The following is a 20,113-nucleotide window of genomic DNA, read 5'->3' as shown; positions in this document are numbered from 1 at the left end:
AGGAGGCTGGGCCGCGCCTGCAGATCAACGCCCAGAACTGTGTGCACTGCAAGACCTGCGACATCAAGGACCCGACCCAGAACATCAACTGGGTCGTGCCGCAGGGCGGCGAAGGACCGATCTACCAGGGGATGTAAGCGGCGCACGCGTGCTCGGCCATCACATGCCGGAACGCCGAGCCGCCACGTTCAGCTTCCGTACGTCTCCGTTCGGAACCCTGCATGGGCGCGAATGGGGTGTGGCATGATCTCGGCGTCCTCATCGATGCCGTGCGATTCGCCCCCCATGCTGAACTCATCTGAACGGAAGTCCCCCATGCGCCTGTTCGTGCTCCCGCTGATCCTGGGTGCGTTCGTCCTGTCGGGCTGCGAGCGCAGTGTGCCCCCGGTGCAGGACAAGGCGCCGCCGTTCGTGAAGACCGTGGCCGTGACGGCGAGCACCGAGGGCCAGCTCGGGCTGTCGGGTACGGTGCGGGCACGGGTGGAGACGCCGCTCGCCTTCCAGGTCGGGGGGCGGATCGCCGAGCGCCGGGTTGACGCAGGTCAGCAGGTCGCGGCCGGGCAGGTGCTGTTCGAGCTCGACAAGCGCGACCTGGAGCAAGGTGCGCGTGCCGCCGAAGCCGACCTCGCCGCCGCGGATGCGGCTCTGGCGACCGCGGTTGCCGATCTCGCCCGCAACCGTCAGCTGCAGGAGCAGAGCTTTACCAGCGCGCAGGCGCTGGAGCGCTTCGAACTGGCGCGCCGCGAGGCGCAGACACGGCGCGATGCCGCCGCGGCGCGCCTTGCCCAGGCGCGCAACGCGCTCGGCTATGGACGGCTGCTTGCGCCGGCCGACGGCGTGCTGATCGACGTCACCGGCGAGCCTGGACAGGTGGTGGCCCCAGGTCAGGCGGTGGCGATGCTGGCACAGGCGGGCGAGCGCGAGCTCGAGGTGTACTTCCCCGAGGGCGCGCAGCCGCCGCAGGACGGCGAAGCGACGCTGGGCGAGGACGTGACGCTGGCCTTGCGCTTGCGTGAGACGGCGGGCGCGGTCGATCGTCAGGGGCGCACGCTGCGTGCGCGCTATACCGTGCTGGGCCCGCCTGATGCGCTGGTGCTCGGTGCGGTGCTGCGTGCGCGCTTCGATGCCCCGCTGGCTGAGGCCGAGGGCGAGTTCGTCGTCCCGCTCGGTGCGCTCAACGATCGTGGCCAGGGGCCGCGGGTGTGGCGGTTGCGCGATGGGCGCGTCGAGGCTGTGGCGGTGACCGTGGTGGGGACCGATGGCGAGGCCGCTCGCGTACGCGGGCCGCTCGCGGCCGGCGACCGGGTCGTCGCGCTCGGCACCCACCTGCTGGTCGAGGACATGGCGGTGCGGGAGCTTGGGCGATGAGCTTCCCCAACCTGTCTGCGCTCGCCGTGCGCGAGCGCTCGATCACCTTTTTCTTCCTGCTGCTGGCAGTGCTCGGTGGCGTCTATGCCTTCCTGTCGCTGGGGCGGGCCGAGGACCCTGCATTCACGATGCGGGTGATGGTGGTCAATGCGGTGTGGCCGGGCGCGACCCCCGAGGAGATGCAGGAGCAGGTGGTCGACCGCCTGGAGAAGCGCATCCAGGAGGTGGAGCATGTGTACCGCATCATCACCACCATCCGCCCCGGTTCGGCCAACATGCAGATCGAGTTCCATGAATACACCAAGCCGGGCGAGGTGCCGCAGCTCAAGTACGACGTGCGCCGGCGCATGCAGGACGAGGCCGGCAGCCTGCCGGCCGGAGTGATCGGGCCGATCGTCAACGAGGATTTCGCCGACGTCTATTTCAAGCTCATCGCGCTGACCGCGCCCGGCCTGCCGATGCGCGAACTGGTGCGCGAGGCCGAGGCCATCCGCGACCGCATGCAACGCGTCGACGGCGTGCACAAGGTGCTGGTGCTGGGCGAGCGTCCCGAGCGCGTGTACGTGGAGTTCGACAACGCGCGCCTGGCCAACCTCGGTATCGCGCCGCAGGCGGTGTTCGACGCCATCAATGCCGGCAATCGCCTGTTGCCTGCCGGCCGCCTCGAGACCGAGGGTCCGCGCCTGTACCTGCGCCTGGATGCGGACCTTTCCGATACCGCGCAACTCGCCGCGGTGCCGATCCGGGTTGCCGACCGCGTGCTGCGCCTGGGCGATATCGCCCATGTCCACCGTGGCTACGAGGAACCCCCCGCACAGCTGGTGCGCTCGCGCGGCGAGGATGCGGTGCTGCTCGGCGTGGTCATGAACAAGGGCGAGAACGGCCTGGTGCTGGGCGAGCGCCTGGACCACTTCGTCGACGCCGAGCGCGAACGCCTGCCGCTGGGCATCACGCTCGAGGTGCTGACCAACCAGGCCGAGGCGATCTCGGCCGCGGTCGAGCTTTTCCAGCTCAAGTTCCTGGTGGCGGTGGTCGTGGTGGTGGGCGTGAGCATGCTGGCCATCGGCTGGCGTGCCGGGCTGGTGGTCGGCATCGCGGTGCCGGTGACCCTGGGCATCACCTTCCTGCTCATGAAGCTGATGGGCATCAACCTCGACCGCATCACCCTGGGGGCGCTGATCATCGGCCTCGGCCTGCTGGTGGACGACGCCATCATCGCGGTCGAGATGATGCTGGTGAAGATGGAGGAGGGCTGGGACCGCATCCGCGCCGCGGCGCACGCGTGGACGGTGACGGCTGCGCCGATGCTGTTCGGCACCCTGGTGACGGTGGCCGGCTTCCTGCCCATCGGCTTTGCGCGCTCGGCGGTCGGTGAATACACCGGCAACATCTTCTGGGTGCTGGCGATCTCGCTGCTGGTGTCCTGGCTGGTGGCGGTGGTGTTCGCGCCCTACCTCGGCGTCAAGATGCTGCCGACGGTGGCGCCGGAGAACGTCCACAGCCACGAGAGCGTGTACCAGACGCCAATGTTCCGCCGCCTGCGCCGCCTCATCACCGGCTGCGTGCATTGGCGCAAGACCGTGGTCTTCGGCACCCTGGGCCTGCTCGTGCTGGCGGTGCTGGGCATGGCGACGGTGGTGCAGAAGCAGTTCTTCCCGAGCTCGGATCGCCCCGAGGTGCTGCTCAGCGTCTATCTGCCCCAGGGCAGCAGCATTGCGGCCTCGGATGCAACCGTGCGCAGGCTGGAGGCCATCCTCGCCACCCAGGACGGCATCCGCTCGAGCTTGGCCTACGTGGGCGCCGGTGTGCCGCGCTTTTTCCTGTCCGCCAACCCCGAGCCGCCCGACCCCGCGTTTGCCAAGCTGCTCGTGGTCACCGAGGGCGTGGCGGCGCGCGATGCGCTGATCGCCGAGCTGCAGCGCCACGTCGATGAGGGCGAGTTTCCCGAGGCCCGGGTGCGAGTGTCGAGTCTGCTCTACGGGCCGCCGGTGGTATGGCCGGTGGCTTACCGCGTGCTGGGGCCGGATCAGCTCGAGCTGCGCCGCATCGCGCATCAGGTGCGCGAGGTGATGGCGGCCAACCCGCACATCGTCGATCCGCACCTCGAGTGGGATGAGCGCGCGCCGGTGCTGCATCTGGCGATGGACGTCGAGCGCCTGCGTCTGCTCGGGCTCACGCCGCAGGACGTGGCCCAGCAGCTGCAGTTCCACCTCGAGGGCACGCGCATCGCCCAGGTACGCCAGGATATCCGCACGGTGGACGTGATCGCGCGCGGTGCCAGCGGCGGCGCACGGCTCAATGCGGAGAGCCTGTCCATGCTCGAGATCCTTACCCCTGACGGGCGCAAGCTGCCGGCAAGCCAGCTCGGCCGCCTCGAGGTGCGCTTCGAGGAGCCGGTGATCAAACGCTACAACCGTGAGCCCGAACTGCTGGTGCAGGCCGATGTGCAGGGTGCCCAGCCCAACGACGTCACCGCGGCGGTGTGGGCTTCGCTTGCGGGCGTGCGCAGCCAGCTGCCACCCGGCTACAGCATCATGATCTCGGGTGCGGTCGAGCAGTCGGGCAAGGCCGACGCCTCCATCCAGGCGCTGCAGCCGCTCATGGTGGCCTGCATGCTGATCTTCATCATGCTGCAGATGCGCTCATTCACCGGCACCTTCGTGGTGCTGGCGACCGCGCCGCTCGGCCTCGTCGGTGCGGTGATCGCGCTGCTGCTGTTCGACCAGCCCTTCGGCTTCGTCGCCCTGCTCGGGCTGACGGGCCTCGCCGGCATCCTGATGCGCAACACCCTCATCCTGACCCAGCAGGTCGCGGACAACTTCGAGGCCGGCATGGGCCCCTTCGACGGCGTGGTCGAGGCTGCAGTGCAGCGTGCCCGCCCGGTGGTGCTGACCGCGATTGCGGCGGCCTTCGCCTTCATCCCGCTGACGCTGGACACCTTCTGGGGGCCGCTCGCGTATGTGCTGATCGGCGGTGTCGCGGTGGGTACCGCGATCACCCTGCTGTTCGTGCCGGCACTGTACGCGTTGCTGTTCCGCCTCGGTGCGGATGCGCAGGCCGGCGGGCCGGCCTAGCGCCTGGTTTCGACCGGGCGCCGCGCTCAGGGGTACAGGCCGCGCTCGGCGCGCGCTTCGAGCACCCGGCTGCAGGCGATGATGAAGGCCGCGGTGCGCAGCGGCACCTGCTTCTCGGTCGCCACATGCGAGATGGCGTTGAAGGCGTTGATCATGATGCGCTCGAGGCGCTCGTTGATCTCCTCCTCGCTCCAGAAGAAGCTCGAGAAGTCCTGCACCCATTCGAAGTACGACACCGTCACGCCGCCGGCGTTGGCGATCACGTCGGGCACCACCAGCACGTTGCGCGCTCGCAGCACGTCGTCGGCCGCGGGCGTGGTGGGGCCGTTGGCGCCTTCGACGACGACACGGGCGCGGATGCGCTCGGCGCGCTGCGGGGTGATCTGGCCTTCGAGCGCGGCCGGCACGAGGAACTCGCAGCCGAGTTGCCAGAAGTCTTCGATGTCGATCGCCGCGGCACCGGCAAAGCCTGCGAGGCCGCCGTTCGCCGCCGTGTGCGCGAGCGCTGCGGGGACGTCGATGCCCCCCTCGTTGACCAGGGTGGCGGTATGGTCGGCGACCGCGATCACGCGCGCACCGGCCTCGTGGAACAGGCGTGCGGCAATGCCGCCGACGTTGCCGAAACCCTGCACCACCACGCGCGCACCCTCGATCGGCAGGCCGATGCTGCGGCCGGCCTCGCGGGCGGTGATGAACACGCCGCGGCCGGTGGCTTCCTGGCGGCCCAGGCTGCCGCCGAGCGCGATCGGCTTGCCCGTGACCACGCCGGTGGCGGTGCCGCCGCGGTTCATCGAGTACGTGTCCATCATCACCGCCATGGTCATTGCGTTGGTGCCCACATCGGGTGCCGGAATGTCCTTGTTCGGGCCGATGATGACGCCGATCTCGGAGGTGTAGCGGCGGGTGATGCGCTGCAGTTCGCCCTTGCTCACGCTTGCCGGGTCGACGCGGATGCCGCCCTTGGCGCCGCCGAAGGGCAGGCCGACCGCGGCGTTCTTGATCGTCATCCAGCCGGCGAGTGCCATCACCTCGTTGAGCGTGACGTCGGGATGGAAGCGCACCCCGCCCTTGCCCGGTCCGCGCGACAGGCTGTGCTGCACACGGTAACCCTCGTAGTGGGCGACGGTGCCGTCATCGCGCTCGATGGGCACGTCGACGATCAGCGTGCGCTTGGGGTGCTTGAGGGTCTCGATCCAGCGCTCGAGCGAGCCGAGATAGGGGCGTACGCGCTCGATCTGCTCGACGAAGCTCGACCACGGTTCGGGCGCAGCCGGATTGAGGTAGGACAGACCGCCCAGCTTGTCGAAGCTGGCGGGACGGGCGGGTTGCGTGCTCATGTGCGGGGTCTCCTCGCGTGGAAAGCGCGCATTCTCCGGCGGGGTCGCCTGGTCGCGGATACCGTTGCTTCATCGGGTCATGCGTTTCGCGCATAAACTGCGCAAGCGCACCCGCAGGACGAGGCCGCAGCGTCAGCGCGCGCCGTCCGCCGCCGCCACATCGGCCGTCAGATGCGCCCACAGTCGCAGCAGCTCGGGGCGCGTGTTGGCACGGTCGCGATAGAGCCGCACTTCCATTTCGAGCGTCCATCGGGCATCGCCGGCAACGCTCAGTTCGCCGCGTTCGAGCTCGCGCGTCACTGCACTGGCGGGCAGGAAGGCCAGGCCGTGTCCGGCAAGCAACATCGCCTTCAGGCTCTCGGCCATGTCGGACTCGTAGTGCAGCGCCAGGTGCGCCGGCTGACCGGCGCGATCGAGGATGGTGTCGACCATCCTGCGCAGATAGGTGTTGGGGCCATAGCGCAGGAAGGGGATGGGCGTCTCCGGTGTGCCCGGCAGCCGCCAGCGCCCGTTGCCGACGAGCCCCCGTGGCAGATAGGGCCGCACCGTCTCGGTGGCGAGCCTGAGGCCCTCGAAGCGCGCGGGATCCAGCCATACGGGATAGGCGGGATGGTGGTAGCACAGCAGCAGGTCGCACCCGCCTTCGACCAGGGTGGTGACCACGTCATGGACGTTGCCTGCCATCAGGCGCGTGGGCTGTTCGCCGAAGGCCTGCTTGAGCTGCCCCAGCCAGGCGGGAAAGAAGGCGAAGGCCAGGGTGTGCGGCACGGCGAACACGAGGGCATTGCCCGCTACCGGCTGCATGCCGCGCGCAAGTGCGCGGGCCGCATGCAGCCGGCTGATGAGGTCCGCAGCCGGGCCTTTGAAGGCCTCTCCAGCCGCGGTGAGCTGGGTTGGATACGCACTGCGGTCCACCAGCGGCGCCCCCAGCCACGCCTCCAGGGCACGGATGCGGCGCGAGAACGCCGGCTGCGACACATGACGCTGCTCTGCCGAGCGCGAGAAGCTGCCCGTTTCGGCCAGGCTGATGAAGTCTTCCAGCCATTTCAGTTCCATAAGTAGGTCTCCGTGCCGCAGGCACTCCGTGCGGGCTGGTCGATGTGCGCCGGCTTCGGCGTGGCCGCGCTCGCTGCCGCAAGAAGGCCGCAAGAAGGCGGCGAGGATAGCGCGGCGGGACAGGCTGAGTCAGCCGCAAGCGGGTTTGCGCGCCTCGAGCACTGGCGGCGCCTGCGGAATTTGCCGCCGACCGCGCCGGCATCGTAGTCTGCCGGACGCGGGACCATGCGGGGGCATTCCCCATTGGCCGTTTGGAGTGCATCGAATGGAATTTGCGAAGATCTTCATCACGCTGGCCGCGCTCATCAACCCCTTTGGCGCGATTCCGGCCTTCATCGGCCTGACCCAGGGCCAGTCGGCGCTCGAGCGTCGCCGAACCGCACGTACTGCAGCGCTGGCGAGTTTCGTCGTGATCGCGGTTACCGCCTTGTGCGGAAAGTACCTGCTGGCCGGCTTCGGCATCACGGTGGCTTCGCTCCAGGTCGGTGGTGGCGTGCTGCTGTTCATCGTCGCCATTTCGATGTTCAACGCCCAGCCCGCCCCCAGCCGCACGACGCCCGAGGAGACCGACGAGGCTGCGGAGCGCGCCAACATTGCCGTGGTGCCGCTGACCATTCCGCTGCTCACCGGCCCTGGGACGGTCAGCACGGTCATCATCTACGCCGACCAGGGCACCAGTACGGTGCTGATGCTGCTGGGGGCCGGCCTGGTGATGGGCTCCGTGGTCTGGTTCGCCTTCAGCCTCGCCGGCCCGATCAGCCGTCTTGCCGGGCGTACCGGACTCAACATCATGACCCGCCTGATGGGCCTGGTGCTTGCGGCACTGGCGGTGGAGTTCATCGCCGCCGGCATCCGCGCCTATGTGCAGGCATGAGCGGGGGGCCTGCCAGCAAGGGAGTCAGGCCAGTCCCGCTGCGCCCAGGACTGCGCCCGCGGCGATCATCCAGATCGGCGCCAGTTTCGTTCTCAGCGTCACCAGCGCGGTGAGCGCGATCAGTACCAGCGTGCCGTTGCGGTGCGCCGGGTCGCCGACGAAGGGCAGCGCGAGCAGCCAGCCGGTGGCGAACACCAGGCCGACGGTGATGGGGGCCAGGCCGGCGGTGAAGGCGCGCACCAGGGCCGTGTCGCGCCGGCTCGCGCCCCAGCGGCTGACGCCGAGCGAAAGCAGCGTGGACGGCAGCAGGATGCCCACCAGCGCCGCCGCGGCACCGGGCAGGCCCGCAGCCTGGAAGCCGAGCACCGGCACGAACAGCACGTTGGGGCCGGGCGCGGCCTGGGCGAGTGCGACTGCGGTGGTGAAGTCGGCGTCGCCAAGCCAGCCGCGCTCGGTGACGAAGTAGCGATGCATCTCCGGCGCCGTCGACATCGCGCCGCCGATCGACAGCAGCGACAGGGTCAGGAAGTGCAGGAAGAGTTCGAGCAGCTCGCCCGCGGGCAGCGTATTCAAGATGCGTCCTCCGGGCGTGCCGCCCGCGCGTCGAGGATGGCGATCCGCCAGCGCGCAAGCCCCCAGCCGAGCACGCCCAGGCCGATCACGATCCATGCCAGGGGCAGGCGGAATGCCGCGATCGCAATCAGCGTGCCCAGCCCGAGCAGCGCACACAACCAGGGCCCGAGCAGGTTGCCGCGCAGCGTGCCGAGCATCTTCACCGCCATCGCCAGGATCAGTCCTGCTGCCACCGCACCCATGCCGCGCAGCGCGCCCGCCACCGCGGGAAACTCGGCCAGGCGTTCATGGCTCGCTGCGAGCGCGATCACGATCAGGAAGGGGGCGAGCAGCATGCCGGTGATTGCCGCAAGTGCGCCGCGCCAGCCGAAGTAGCGGTCGCCGATCATCAGCGACAGGTTGACCACGTTGGGTCCGGGCAGCATCTGTGCGATCGAATACAGCTCGATGAACGCTTCGCGGCTCAGCCAGCCGCGGCGGTCGACCAGCTCGCGCTGGGCGACCGCGAGCACGCCGCCGAAACCCTGCAGCGCGAGCAGGCTGAACGCGACGAAGAGCGCGAAGGGCGAGGCGGGGCGCTTGGGCGCGTCCGTGAGCGCTGCCGGTCCCTGGGCAGATGGGCTCATGGCATCTCCATGGGGAGGTCCGATGCCGGCGCCGTGTCGCGGTTCGCGCGCACGGGCTCACGACAGCGGAAGAGTTCGGCTGCGGCCAAGCGGCTTCGCCACTGCAGGCGGTGTGCGGCGAGGTCCCACTCGGCCAGGGTGAACAGGGCGCCGCCAATCTCGGCGGCGACGTAGCCCATCAGGCTGATGCGCTCGATCGTGCAGCGCAGCGGTACCACGGGCGCGCAGACGTCGAAACGCTGTGCCACGGAGTGCGTCGGGTAAGCGTCGGCGTACAGGCCTACGGTCACGTGCGGCACGTATTCGCCCTGCGGGTGGGGCGTGTCCGCATGCAGGCAGGCGCGCAGTGCGCCGAGCGGACCATCGGCGCCATCGACATGCAGGAAAGGGGCCGATGAAAAGCTCTCCAGCGCTCCGATGGCGACCGTAAAGGGCGTGATCCGCGCTGCCGCGAGCGCGTCGATGCGTGCCTGCAGCCAGTGGCGGTCGAATTCATCCACTGCTGGCCTGGCGGTGCGCGCCGGAAAACCGCACAAGGCAAGCGTGATGTGCGGCTGGCGTCGGTAGCCGTCGAGCAGCAGGCCGTCGAGTGCGCGCTGTGCGGCGGTGATCCGCGAGCGCACCGCAGGCAGGTCCACGTCGATCGCCCACAGCAGGTAGTGCGGCCGGCCGCGATGCCAGTCGCCGAAGTCGCGGCGTTCGTTGCGCAGGGTCAGCGGCTCGGCGAGAAAGCGCTGGCGCAGCGCGGCGGGAGTGATCATGCGGGAGGGCGGAGCGGTGGGCGGGCGCAAGCGAAGCGGATGAGTCCGGGCTTGAATTCGATCGCTAGAATGAAAGGGTGATTGTCCCGGAAAAGAGATCTTCCCGCATGCACTACAGCGTCCTCAAACCCTCCACCACCGAACGCATCACGATCCGCGGCCTCGAGTACAACGTGCGCCGCTGGGGGCGCGCGCAGGCGCCGCAGCTGTTCCTGTTGCATGGCTGGATGGATTCATCGCCCACCTTCCAGTTCGTGGTCGATGCATTGCGCCAGGACTGGCAGGTCATTGCGCCCGACTGGCGAGGCTTTGGCGGCAGCACCTGGCTTGGCCATGGCTACTGGTTTCCCGACTACTACGCCGACCTCGACGCCCTGCTCGATCATTACGCGCAGGGGCAGCCGGCGCGCCTGGTCGGACACAGCATGGGCGCGGCCGTTGCAGGGGTATATGCCGGGCTGCGTCCGGGGCGGGTGGCGCAGTTGGTGATGATGGACTTCCTCGGTCTGAAGCCGCCGCCCGAGGCGGAGGCGCCAGTGTTGCTGGACAAATGGCTCGACGCCCAGGCCAGGCCGCCGCGCTTGCCGACGCACGCCGACCATGCCGCGTTCGTGCGTCGGCTGTGCGCGGTCAACCCGCGCCTGGCGCCGGACAAGGCGGCATTCCTTGCTGCGCACGTCGGTCGCATGGCGGGCGATGGGCGGGTGGAGATGGCCTGCGACCCCTGGCACAAGGTGCCTTCGCCCTTCGTCTACCGTATCGAGGATGTGATGGCCTGCTGGCGCCAGGTCACCGCCCCGACCCTGATGGTGCTTGCCGAGCAGGGTTACGTGACCGAGCGCTTTGGCGACGACGCTGCCGAGTTGCGCCGCCGGCTCGACTGCTTTGCCGACCACCGTGTCGTCACCATTGCCGATGCCGGCCACAACCTGCAGCACGACCAGCCCGAACAGGTGGCGGCTGCGCTGGAAGCCTTCCTGTCGCGGGCCTGATGCCCGTCCCGCGGCCTGACGGGGCCTAGGCTGGCCGAGTACCGGGCGGGCGCTCGAGGTAGGGAGCCGCCAGCCTGCCCACCGGTACCCGCGCGCCGAGCCGCGCGGCGAGCAGGTAGAGCCCGCCCAGCTTGCGGTGCAGGAACAGGGCGTCGGCAGGCGGCGTGTGCCAGAAGTCGCGCTCCATGCTCAGGCGCAGGCCGGCGTCGCGGATGCGGCGGGCGAGGTCGCTGGCGCCGAAGTCGTAGGCTCCGTCATGGCGAAGTGGCTCGCAGGCCTCGGCGAAGAGTGCGATTACGGCATCGCGCTGGCTGGCGTGCAGGTGTTCCTGAAAGTAGCCGATCTCCTGCGCGGCCGCGCTCATCGTTGCAGGGTCGTTGCGGATTGCGCCGCTCATCAGGCGGCGGTAGGCGTCGACGACCGTCATCGAATAGGCGCGGGTGGCGCCGAAGTCGAGCAGCACGATCCGGCCGCTGGCGGCGTCGTAGCGGTAGTTGGCAAAATTCGGGTCGGTCTGGACCAGGCCGAACTCGAACAGCTCGCGAAACAACAGGCCGATGAGCAGGCCGGCGATGCGGTCGCGCACCGGCTGCGCGGCGCTGTCGAGCGATTCCACGGCGACGCCTTCAACCCACTGCATGGCGAGAATGTCGCTGCGCGTCAGCGCGGGCACCGGCGCGGGCAGCACGAAATCGGCCTCGGCACCGAGCAGGCCTGCGAAGCGTTGCAGATTGCCTGCTTCGCGCAGGTAATCGGCTTCCTCGTGGAGCTGGCGCTTGGCTTCCTCGAGCAGCGGGGCAAGGTCCAGTGCGCGCGGCAGCAGGCCCGAGACGCGCAGCAGCGTGGCGACGTTGTCCACGTCGCTGTCGATGCTGCGACGCACGCCCGGATACTGCAGCTTGATCGCCAGTTCCTGACCGTCGTGCGTGCGGGCGCGATGCACCTGGCCGATCGACGCTGCGGCGCACGGCGTGAACGAAAAGCGCTCGAAACCCTGCTCCCAGCCCTGGCCCCAGTGCGTTTCCAGCACCTGCACGACCTGGCTCATCGGCATTGTGCGCGCGTCCTCGCGCAGGCGGGCGAGGATCGCGGCAAGCTCGGGCGGCAGCAGGTTGCCGGCATCCATCGACATCAGCTGGCCGACCTTCATCGCCGCGCCGCGCAACTGCGCGAGCTGATCGGCCACGCGGCGGGCGTTGGCGGGGGTCAGTACCAGGTCGCCCACCGTCGGCCGCTTGCCTGCCGCCAGCTGGCGTGCGCCCTCGGCAATCATGCCGCCGGCGACGCCGGTGGCGAGCGAACCCAGGCGCGCGAGCCGGGCGAGGCGGCCACCTGGTACTGCAGTGGCGCGGGCCATCGTGTTCATGCGTATTGCCTCCCGGTCAGAGGGTGGATCTGAAGCACATCACGGTAGCGGGATGAAGGCGCCGGCCACCAGGCTCAGGCAAGCCACGACGGTGAGCTGCAGGCGCAGCGGCAGGTACCACGCCGGCAGTGCGGCATGGCGGGCGAGGCGGCGGTCCTGCAGGTAATGCAGCACAAAGCCGCTCACGAGCAAGGCGGCAGCCTCCATCGGCACCAGCAGCAGCGCTGGCCAGGCGATCAGCGAGGGTACGACGCTCCACAGCATGGTGCGCACCCGTCGACTGTCGGTGAGGCCGGGCAGGCTCATCGCGAAGCCCCAGTGCAGCGCACACACGAAGCTGAGGATCACCGCGCCGTAGGCGTACAGCGCGTCACTCCAGGCCAGGCCATGATGGGCATCGAGCAGGCTGGCGGGCGCGAGCACGAGGAAGGGGATCAGGCCGCCATAGCCTAGCCAGCGGGCGGTGCCGGGCAGCTTCGGACTGTCGCCGGGCATGGGGTTGGTAGAGGCGATGTTCATCGGGTCAGGGGCCGCCAAGGGTTTTCGGAGACTGCTCGAGTGGACTCGAATGATCGTCACTGTGCGTTAACTGTCCAGGACGATTTCTTGGGTGTACGTGCTTATCAGCTATAGAAATGCGTTTATGAGGCTGATGCTAGTAACTGAATTCTGTTTTGTCCAGGACAAAGAGAGTATATTTCGGCTTGCTGACTCGGCCGCGCCGAAGCGCTGCCCAACTTCCCTTCACCACGGAGGCTCCCATGAACCCGCCTCTCCACTACGCCGTCGTTAGCGCCGGAATCGCCGGCTTGTGCTGCGCCCGCGCGCTTGCCGCTGCGGGTGTGCGCGTCACGTTGTTCGACAAGAGCCGGGGACCCGGCGGGCGCATGAGCACGCGCCGCGGCGAAGGTTGGGCCTGCGACCATGGCGCGCAGTACTTCACTGCGCGCGACCCGGCGTTCCAGGCCGAGCTCGGCCGCTGGCAGGCTGCAGGCGCGGCGGCGCGCTGGGAGCCGCGGCTGGTGGTGTTCGATGACGATCAGCGGCGCGATAGCGTCGGTGCCGAGGCGCGCTACGTCGGCACGCCACGCATGACCGCGCCGGCGCGCCTGCTTGCTGATGGGCTGGACCTGCGCGTGCAGACCACGGTGACTGCCCTGCAGTGCTACGAACATGGCTGGGAACTGGCCACTGCCGAGCGCGGCGTGCTCGCCGAGGCCTTCGACGGTGTGCTGCTTGCCGTGCCTGCGCCGCAGGCCCTGCCCCTGCTGCAGCCTGTCCTGCCCGCGCTGGCCGAGCTTGCCGGAGGTGCGCGCATGCAGGCGTGCTGGGCGCTGATGTTGCGCTTCGAGACGCCGCTCGCGCTCGACTTCGATGCCGCCTTTGTCAATTGCGGGCCCCTGCGCTGGATCGCGCGTGACACCAGCAAGCCGGGGCGCGAGGGCGCCGAGACCTGGATTCTGCATGCGAGCGCCGAGTGGAGCGAGGCGCATCTGGAAGACAGCCCCGACCACGTGGCCGCTGCGCTCATCGCCGCATTCTGCGAGCTTGGCGGCGGCGCACCGCTGGCTTGGGCGGCGCATCGGTGGCGCTATGCGATCACCGCGTCGGCGGTGGACGGCGGCTGCGCCTGGCATGCGGGGGCCGGCCTCGGCCTGTGCGGCGACTGGCTCAATGGCGGCCGTGTCGAGGGGGCCTGGCTCAGCGGCCATGCGCTTGCCGGGCGCGTGCTGGCGAACGTGCGTGATGAGCTACGGCCTGGTCTGGTTCAAGCGTGACCTGCGCCTGGCCGATCACGCGGCGCTCGCCGCGGCGGCGCGGCGCGGGCCGGTGCTGTGCGTGCTGATCGTCGAGCCTTCGCTGTGGGCCCAGCCCGACGCCGCACGCCAGCATTACGAGTTCATGCTCGAAGCGGCGCGCGAGCTGCATGCCGGGCTGCGCCGCCTGGGAGGACGCCTGCACCTGCTGGTGGGTGAGGCCGTGGAGGTACTCGACCGCCTGCACGCGGCCGCCCCATTCACCGAGCTGTACGCGCACGAGGAGACCGGCAACGGGGCGAGCTATGCGCGTGATCGCGCGGTGGCGCGCTGGTGTCGGGCGCGCGGGGTGCGCTGGCATGAGCTGCCACAGTTTGGCGTCGTGCGCAGGCTCGATGACCGCGACCGCTGGCAGGCTGCCTGGGAGGCGCATGTGGCGGCGCCGCAGGCGGTGCTGCCCGCAGCCCTCGTCTTCGTCACGCCATCGGCGCTGTTGCAGCCCGGCGCGCGCGCGCCGGAGGCAGCGGCGCTCGGTCTCGATGTCTTCGAGCCCCCGCGGCGCCAGCGCGGCGGGCGGCGCGCCGCGCTCGACGTGCTCAATGACTTTCTCGACCAGCGCAGCGGGCAGTACCGTGGCGGCATTTCGTCGCCGCTGAAGGCGCCGAGTGCCTGTTCAAGGCTGTCGCCCTACCTGGCCTGGGGCTGCCTGAGCCTGCGCGAGGTGGTGCAGGCCACCCGCGTGCGCGTCGCCGTGCTGGCCGAGGGCGACCGCCGCCGCGCCGGGTTGTCGGCCTTCCTCAGCCGCCTCTACTGGCATTGCCACTTCATCCAGAAGCTCGAGAGCGAGCCGGCGCTGGAATTCCGCAACCTGCACCGTGGCTATGACGGGCTGCGTGAGGGCGAGTGGAATCCGGCGCATTTCGCCGCGCTGGTGGCCGGGCGTACGGGTTGGCCGCTGGTGGACGCCTGCGTGGCGATGCTGCGCGAGACGGGGTGGCTCAACTTCCGCATGCGCGCGATGCTGGTGTCGGTGGCGGCCTATCCGCTGTGGCTGCACTGGCGCGAGGTCGGGCTATGGCTTGCGCGGGCCTTCATCGACTACGAGCCGGGCATCCACTGGAGCCAGCTGCAGATGCAGTCGGGTACCACCGGGATCAACACTACCCGTGTCTACAACCCGATCAAGCAGGCACGCGATCATGACCCGCAGGGCGTGTTCGTGCGCCGCTGGCTGCCGGCCCTGCGTCGGGTGCCCGATAGCTGGCTGTTCGAGCCTTGGCGCATGCCGGCGTCGGTGCAGGCGCGCTGCGGATTGCGGGTGGGTGAGGAAATCGTCCTGCCCGTGGTTGAGCTCGAGGCTGCCACCCGGGCCGCCAAGGCTCGCGTGCACGCCTTGCGCGCTCAGCCTGAGATACGCGCGGCGAAGGCGGCGATCGTCGACCGCCACGGCTCGCGCAGGCGACCACAGGCGCGGCGGCGCGAGGCGGCCGGCTCGACGGCTGCCGCTGTGCAGCTGGACCTGGGGTTCTGAGGCGGCTTGACGATGGCGATGCGACGTAAGGCCGACCTGCCGACAAGACTGTGCGCGGTCTGTGGGAGGCCGTTCGCTTGGAGAAAGAAGTGGGAGAAGGTGTGGGCCGAAGTGCGCTACTGCTCGGAGCGCTGCCGGCGCGCCCGCAAGCCCGGGGGGATGGCGTGATCTACTGGTTCCGCACCGACCTCCGTGTTGGCGACAACCTGGCGCTGGCCGCGGCCAGCGCGTCGGCCGCGCGCTTGCTGCCGGTGTATTGCCACGACCCTGCGGCCGATACGCCCACGCGCTGGGGTTTCACGCGCAGGGGTGCGCATCGGCGCACGTTCCTCGATGCCGCGCTTACCGATCTGGATGCGGCCTTGCGTGCGCGTGGCAGTCGCCTGCTTCAGGTGCGTGGCGCAGCGGCCGATGTCCTGCCGGCGCTGGCCCGTGCGTTGGGCACGGACAGGGTGGCATGCGAGGCGATCGCCGCGCCGGAGGAGGTGGACGAGCTGGCGTCGTTGCGCGCGGCAGGGCTGCAGGTGCAGGCGGTGTGGCAGTCCACCATGCTCGATCCCGGGCTGCTGCCGTTCGAGGTCGAGGCACTGCCGAAGGTGTTCACGGATTTTCGGCGGGCGGTTGAGATGGCGGGCGTGTTACCGGCGGCCCCACTGGCGCCGCTCGCCGCGCTGCCGCCCTGTCCGTCGCTCGATCAGCTGCCCGGCATGGTCCAGGTGGGGGGTGGCCCTTGCCAGGCGCTCCGGCCGGAGCGGGGCTACGAAGGCTGCGGCGAGGCTGCCTTCCCGTGGTGGCGACCGGAATTCGCGGGCGGTGAGCGGGCGGCGCTCGCGCATCTGGCGAGCTACTTCGCAAGCGCAAGGCCCCGGCATTACAAGGTGACGCGCAACGGGCTGAGCGGCGTCGACTTCTCGAGCAAGTTCTCGCCCTGGCTGGCACAGGGGGCTTTGTCGCCGCGTGTGGTCTTCGCCGCGCTGCGCCGTCACGAGGCCGAGCAGGGGGCGAGCGACGGCAGCTACTGGCTGTGGTTCGAGCTGCTGTGGCGGGACTACTTCCGGTTCCTGCATCTGCAGCACGGGCGACGCCTGTACCGGGCGCGCGGGCTCGGCGACGGCGCTTCGCCGCCTGCGCATGATCCGGCGGCCTTCGAGGCCTGGTGCGCAGGGCGCACAGGGCAGGCCTTCGTCGATGCCGGCATGCGGGAGCTTGCAGCCACCGGCTGGCTGTCCAACCGCATGCGCCAGGTCGTTGCCAGCTACCTGATCCACGATCTTGGCTGCGACTGGCGTGCCGGGGCGGCATGGTTCGAGGCCCAACTGGTCGATTACGACACGTACAGCAACCAGGGCAACTGGTTGTACATCGCCGGCCGCGGCACCGATCCGCGCGGCGGACGGCGTTTCGACCCTGACGGGCAGGCGGCGCGTTACGACGCGGATGGCGACTACCGGGCGCGCTGGCTCGGCGCGCACCGGCACGCCGGCCGTTCAGCGTGAACGGAGCGCGCGCAGGCGGGCGAGCGCTGCCGGAGGCAGGGCACCGAGCAGGGCGCCGACCGATACCACCGCGATGCCGATGATGGTGCTGAGGCCGAGCGCCTCGCCCAGGATGAAGAAAGCACCGATCGCGGTGAAGGCGGGTACCAGTGCCAGCATCATCGAGGCTTCGCTCGCGCCCACCTTCTGCACCGCATAGCTGTAGAAGCCCGCGGCAAGCATGGAGGCGACGATGCCCTGGTAGACCCCTTGCAGCGCGATCTCGCCCCAGCTTGCCGCGGCGATGTTGGCCGGCAGCCAGAGCAGATAGACCGGCAGGTAGGCCAGCGCGGAAAAGCTGGCGATGCCGAGGATGCCGAGCTGGGGCTTGATCTGCCAGCGCCGCATCAGCAGCCCGAATACCGCCCAGCACAGCGCGGCGCTGAGAAAGAGCAGGTCGCCGACCCATTCGCGTCCGTGCGTGGGTGCGAGCAGGCTCTCGAAGCCGATCAGAAGCAGGCCGCAGGTCGACAGTGCGAGCGCGATCACGGTGGGGCGTGCGATGCGAAAGCCCGACATCACCGCCATGATGACGATGGTCCAGAACGGGATGCCGCCATTGACGAACACCCCGGCGTGCGCGCTCGGCGCGAACGCGAAGCCGGAGTACACCAGCAGGCCGTAGCCCAGCCCGCCTACTGCCGCCAGCACCATGTGGCGTGGCCAGTCCCTGCGCGGCACGAAGCGCAGGTAGAGCGGCAGCGCGATTGCGCCGGACACGCCGAAGCGCAGCGCGGCAATGTCGAAGGGCGTGAAGCTCGCGGTGGCGCCGAAGCGCGACACGATGTTGAAGCCGGACCAGAACACCACCACGGCGAGCGCGGCGAGCAGGCCGCGCACGGCGTCGGCATGCGAGGGGGACGGTGTGTGCAATTCGGTTCAGCCCGGCTGGTTGCGCATGAAATCGGCGGTGTTGAAGAAGTTCTGCAGCAGGCGCTCGCGGACGCCTTCTTCGATGCCGACTTCTTCCATTGCCAGCAGCATGCAGGCGACCCACTGGTCACGCTCCCGGGTGCCGATGGCGAACGGCATGTGGCGGGCGCGCAGGCGCGGGTGGCCGAAGTTCTGCACGAACAGGTCGGGCCCGCCCAGCCAGCCGGACAGGAACATGAAGAGCTTGTCGCGCGAGCCTTGCAGGTCCTGGGGGTGCATGGCGCGCAGTTCGGCGAACTGCGGGGTTTCGGCCATCAGGCCGTAGAAGCGGTCGCACAGGCGGGCAACGGTGGGCTCGCCGCCGATCCGGTCGTAGGTGGTCTGTTGTTCCATCGGGCTTCTTGGGGTGAGGTGCGCGCCTCGGTGTGGGCGCCTTGGGCAGGATTGTCGCAGAGTTGGGCAGGGGTCTTGTAGGAGCGAAGCAAGTCGCGAGCTTTTCGCCCCGTTTACGCGGCAACCCGCTGCGGTGCGTCGCTCACAGTTTCACCACCGACAACCGCTTCACTGCCTTGACCAGGATCTTGTAGATGTCGAGATCGAATGCAGGGCGGCCGGCCTCAAGCAGCCTGGCAAGGCTGGCCTCGTCGGTGGCGGTGCCGAGCCAGCGCCAGCCGTCGATGACGTGGGTGGCCTCGCCTTCGCGCAGGCCGATCGGGCCAGGCCAGGCCCAGTGCTCGACCTTCAGCGCATGCAGGGCGTCGATCAGGCGTTGGGCGTGGGCCTGGGGCGATTCGCTGCCGTGGCAGGCGCCGTGGCAGCGCTTCAACTGGAAGTCGAAGCAGCGCGCGCCCTGGGGGTGCCTGTCGAGGCCGAGCAGGGGCGGGCACAGGGCGTGGTCGCGGGCGAGCGCGCGCAGCCGGTTGGTGGCCTCGCGGCGATTGCGGAAGAAGCCGTAGAGGTCGTCGCGGCGGCCGAAGTCGAGGTCGGCGGCGTGCACCAGTTCCAGCCGCCAGTCGCCGACGATGTCGGTGGCGAGGCGCCAGGTGCACAGCTCGCGGTTGCGCCGCAGCTGGCGGTTGTGGGTGGGCTGCAGCTGCTTGACGAGGCGGGCCTCCTCGAGCAGCGCGCCGATCTCGCCCGCGGTTGCGATCCATTCGACGTGGCGCACCTGCTGGCTGAGGCTGAGTTCGCGGTCGCTGCTGTGGTCGGCGGCGAAGTGCGACAGCACGCGGCTGCGCAGCCGCGTGCTCTTGCCGATGTAGAGCGGCAAGTGCCCATCTGCCGCGCCGGCGGCGCGCTCGCCATAGAACAGGTAAACGCCGGGCGAGTCAGGCAGGCCGGCGATCTGCTCCGGGTCGAGGTGGGGCGGCAGGCTGGGGTGGCCGATCAGCTCGCGCACGGCCGCTTCGATGTGGCCGGCTGGGAAGCGGTCGTGGATCTTCTGCCAGAACTGCCACAGCAGCTGGGCGTCGCCGAGCGCGCGGTGGCGGTCGGCCACCATCAGGCCGTGGCGCTCGATGAGGTGGTCGAGGCCGTGGCGGCGGTGGTCGGGAAACAGCCGGCGCGACAGCTTGACGGTGCACAGCACCTGCGGACGGATGTCGAGCCCGGCGCGGCGAAAGGCGGCGCGCAGGTGGCCGTGGTCGAAGCGTGCGTTGTGGGCAATGAAGAGGCGGCCGTCGAGGCGGTCGAAGACCTCGTCCGCGATCTCGGAAAAGCGAGGCGCGCTCGCCACCATGTCGTCGTCGATGCCGGTCAGGCGCCGGATGTAGTCGGGGATGCGTGACGCAGGGCGCACCAGCGTCGACCACTCGCGCACGCCGTCCTCGTCGACCTGGACGATGCCGACTTCGGTGATCGAGTCGTGCTGTGCGGGACCACCGGTGGTCTCGATATCGACGAAGGCGAGGCCGCCGGGGTGGGCTCGGAGGAGGGCGTTCACAGCGGACGAGGACCGGGTGCGTGGGGGCGGGCAGGTGTGAGCGGCGCAGGCCGTCCGGGGTTCCGTGCCTGCGAGCGGCCATTAGCCCCGGCCGTGCGGAAACGCCGTCAGCGTGCGCCGAAGCCGGCGTCTTCGATGGCCTGGTAGATGTCGGCCGCGGACACGAAGGTGCCGTGCTCGATGGTTGCTGCACCGGTTTCGAGCGAGATCTCGAGGTAGCCGATTCCGGGCAGGTCCTGGATGGCATTGGTGACGAGGCGCAGGCAGTGCTCGTCGCGCATGCCTGTGATGGTGAGGGTGGTGGTCTGCATCGGCGGCTCCGGAAATTGGGGACGGTGTTCGCCGCATCTTGTCCGCTGCCGGCGTCGTCGGCAAGTTCGACATGAGGCGTCACGAGCCTTTTAGGGCAGGAGTCCAGCCGTGTCGCCTTCAACCCCTCGCGGCTGGC

General features: G+C 69.6%; 20 protein-coding genes. 9 read left to right on the top strand and 11 right to left on the bottom strand.

Annotated elements, in window-relative coordinates; translation table 11 throughout:
- The 3 genes from P7F68_RS13495 to P7F68_RS13485 form a co-directional block, all read left to right on the top strand.
- Window positions 1-137: 4Fe-4S dicluster domain-containing protein (locus P7F68_RS13495; protein WP_277833863.1), on the top strand; the 137-nt coding region annotated here is incomplete at its 5' end.
- 178 nt (window positions 138-315) lie between these two features.
- Window positions 316-1,368, top strand: a complete 1,053-nt coding sequence (locus P7F68_RS13490) for an efflux RND transporter periplasmic adaptor subunit (RefSeq protein WP_002925051.1) — start codon at window positions 316-318, stop codon at window positions 1,366-1,368.
- Window positions 1,365-4,442, top strand: a complete 3,078-nt coding sequence (locus P7F68_RS13485; RefSeq protein WP_277833854.1) for an efflux RND transporter permease subunit — start codon at window positions 1,365-1,367, stop codon at window positions 4,440-4,442. Before P7F68_RS13490 ends, P7F68_RS13485 begins: the two co-directional genes overlap by 4 nt.
- Before the next feature lie 26 nt (window positions 4,443-4,468).
- Here the strand turns inward: P7F68_RS13485 and P7F68_RS13480 are convergent, their stop codons facing one another.
- Together P7F68_RS13480 and P7F68_RS13475 are read right to left on the bottom strand one after the other, a co-directional pair.
- Complete coding sequence (locus P7F68_RS13480) at window positions 4,469-5,779, bottom strand: Glu/Leu/Phe/Val family dehydrogenase (RefSeq protein ID WP_002925049.1); 1,311 nt, start codon at window positions 5,777-5,779, stop codon at window positions 4,469-4,471.
- Window positions 5,780-5,911: 132 nt separating this feature from the next.
- Window positions 5,912-6,835, bottom strand: coding sequence for a LysR family transcriptional regulator (locus tag P7F68_RS13475; protein ID WP_002925047.1), 924 nt, complete (start codon window positions 6,833-6,835; stop codon window positions 5,912-5,914).
- A gap of 265 nt (window positions 6,836-7,100) precedes the next feature.
- Between P7F68_RS13475 and P7F68_RS13470 the strand changes: the two genes are divergently transcribed.
- Window positions 7,101-7,709, top strand: coding sequence for a MarC family protein (locus P7F68_RS13470; RefSeq protein WP_002925045.1), 609 nt, complete (start codon window positions 7,101-7,103; stop codon window positions 7,707-7,709).
- 24 nt (window positions 7,710-7,733) lie between these two features.
- Here the strand turns inward: P7F68_RS13470 and P7F68_RS13465 are convergent, their stop codons facing one another.
- From P7F68_RS13465 to P7F68_RS13455, 3 genes are read right to left on the bottom strand one after another with little or no spacing between them, the layout of a single operon-like run.
- Window positions 7,734-8,282 (bottom strand): chromate transporter, encoded by a 549-nt coding sequence (locus P7F68_RS13465; RefSeq protein ID WP_002940278.1) that lies wholly within the window; start codon window positions 8,280-8,282, stop codon window positions 7,734-7,736.
- Window positions 8,279-8,908: a chromate transporter gene (locus P7F68_RS13460; protein WP_002940274.1), complete on the bottom strand. Its 630-nt coding sequence runs from the start codon at window positions 8,906-8,908 to the stop codon at window positions 8,279-8,281. The genes P7F68_RS13465 and P7F68_RS13460 overlap by 4 nt, the downstream gene beginning before the upstream one ends.
- Window positions 8,905-9,669 (bottom strand): 2'-5' RNA ligase family protein, encoded by a 765-nt coding sequence (locus P7F68_RS13455; RefSeq protein ID WP_002940271.1) that lies wholly within the window; start codon window positions 9,667-9,669, stop codon window positions 8,905-8,907. The genes P7F68_RS13460 and P7F68_RS13455 overlap by 4 nt, the downstream gene beginning before the upstream one ends.
- A 107-nt stretch (window positions 9,670-9,776) precedes the next feature.
- Here P7F68_RS13455 and P7F68_RS13450 point away from each other — a divergent pair, with 107 nt between their 5' ends.
- Window positions 9,777-10,661: an alpha/beta fold hydrolase gene (locus P7F68_RS13450; RefSeq protein ID WP_277833844.1), complete on the top strand. Its 885-nt coding sequence runs from the start codon at window positions 9,777-9,779 to the stop codon at window positions 10,659-10,661.
- Window positions 10,662-10,686: 25 nt separating this feature from the next.
- Here P7F68_RS13450 and P7F68_RS13445 read toward each other — a convergent pair whose 3' ends face one another.
- A complete protein-coding gene (locus P7F68_RS13445) occupies window positions 10,687-12,027 on the bottom strand; it encodes an ABC1 kinase family protein (RefSeq protein WP_277833842.1) in 1,341 nt (446 codons plus the stop codon).
- A 39-nt stretch (window positions 12,028-12,066) separates the two neighbouring features.
- Window positions 12,067-12,546, bottom strand: a complete 480-nt coding sequence (locus P7F68_RS13440) for a DUF3429 domain-containing protein (RefSeq protein WP_002925024.1) — start codon at window positions 12,544-12,546, stop codon at window positions 12,067-12,069.
- 242 nt (window positions 12,547-12,788) lie between these two features.
- Between P7F68_RS13440 and P7F68_RS13435 the strand changes: the two genes are divergently transcribed.
- Genes P7F68_RS13435 through P7F68_RS13420 form a run of 4 tightly spaced genes read left to right on the top strand, consistent with a single transcriptional unit; the run spans window position 12,789 to window position 16,811 of the window.
- On the top strand, window positions 12,789-13,805 hold the full coding sequence (locus P7F68_RS13435) for an NAD(P)/FAD-dependent oxidoreductase (protein ID WP_277833840.1): 1,017 nt from the start codon (window positions 12,789-12,791) through the stop codon (window positions 13,803-13,805).
- Window positions 13,774-15,315, top strand: a complete 1,542-nt coding sequence (locus P7F68_RS13430; RefSeq protein WP_002940267.1) for a cryptochrome/deoxyribodipyrimidine photo-lyase family protein — start codon at window positions 13,774-13,776, stop codon at window positions 15,313-15,315. Before P7F68_RS13435 ends, P7F68_RS13430 begins: the two co-directional genes overlap by 32 nt.
- A gap of 12 nt (window positions 15,316-15,327) precedes the next feature.
- On the top strand, window positions 15,328-15,483 hold the full coding sequence (locus P7F68_RS13425; protein ID WP_083491447.1) for a DUF2256 domain-containing protein: 156 nt from the start codon (window positions 15,328-15,330) through the stop codon (window positions 15,481-15,483).
- Window positions 15,417-16,811 carry a DASH family cryptochrome gene (locus tag P7F68_RS13420; protein WP_002940263.1) on the top strand — a complete coding sequence of 465 codons (1,395 nt, stop codon included), beginning with the start codon at window positions 15,417-15,419 and terminating at the stop codon, window positions 16,809-16,811. Before P7F68_RS13425 ends, P7F68_RS13420 begins: the two co-directional genes overlap by 67 nt.
- Here the strand turns inward: P7F68_RS13420 and P7F68_RS13415 are convergent.
- The 4 genes from P7F68_RS13415 to P7F68_RS13400 all read right to left on the bottom strand — a co-directional run bounded on the left by P7F68_RS13415 (window position 16,803) and on the right by P7F68_RS13400 (window position 19,976).
- Window positions 16,803-17,723 carry a DMT family transporter gene (locus P7F68_RS13415; protein ID WP_198291871.1) on the bottom strand — a complete coding sequence of 307 codons (921 nt, stop codon included), beginning with the start codon at window positions 17,721-17,723 and terminating at the stop codon, window positions 16,803-16,805. The genes P7F68_RS13420 and P7F68_RS13415 overlap by 9 nt on opposite strands.
- Before the next feature lie 6 nt (window positions 17,724-17,729).
- A complete protein-coding gene (locus tag P7F68_RS13410; RefSeq protein WP_002925016.1) occupies window positions 17,730-18,116 on the bottom strand; it encodes a group II truncated hemoglobin in 387 nt (128 codons plus the stop codon).
- A gap of 142 nt (window positions 18,117-18,258) precedes the next feature.
- Entirely contained in the window at window positions 18,259-19,665 is a 1,407-nt protein-coding gene (locus P7F68_RS13405) for a 3'-5' exonuclease family protein (RefSeq protein ID WP_277833835.1), read from the bottom strand.
- 107 nt (window positions 19,666-19,772) lie between these two features.
- Window positions 19,773-19,976: a heavy-metal-associated domain-containing protein gene (locus tag P7F68_RS13400; protein WP_002925013.1), complete on the bottom strand. Its 204-nt coding sequence runs from the start codon at window positions 19,974-19,976 to the stop codon at window positions 19,773-19,775.
- Window positions 19,977-20,113 lie beyond the last annotated feature (137 nt).

Source organism: Thauera mechernichensis (genome assembly GCF_029588855.1).
In the GTDB taxonomy this organism is placed as follows: Bacteria; Pseudomonadota; Gammaproteobacteria; order Burkholderiales; family Rhodocyclaceae; genus Thauera; species Thauera mechernichensis.
Note: the sequence above shows the minus strand (reverse complement) of the source record. Positions and strands in the feature narration are given on the sequence as shown.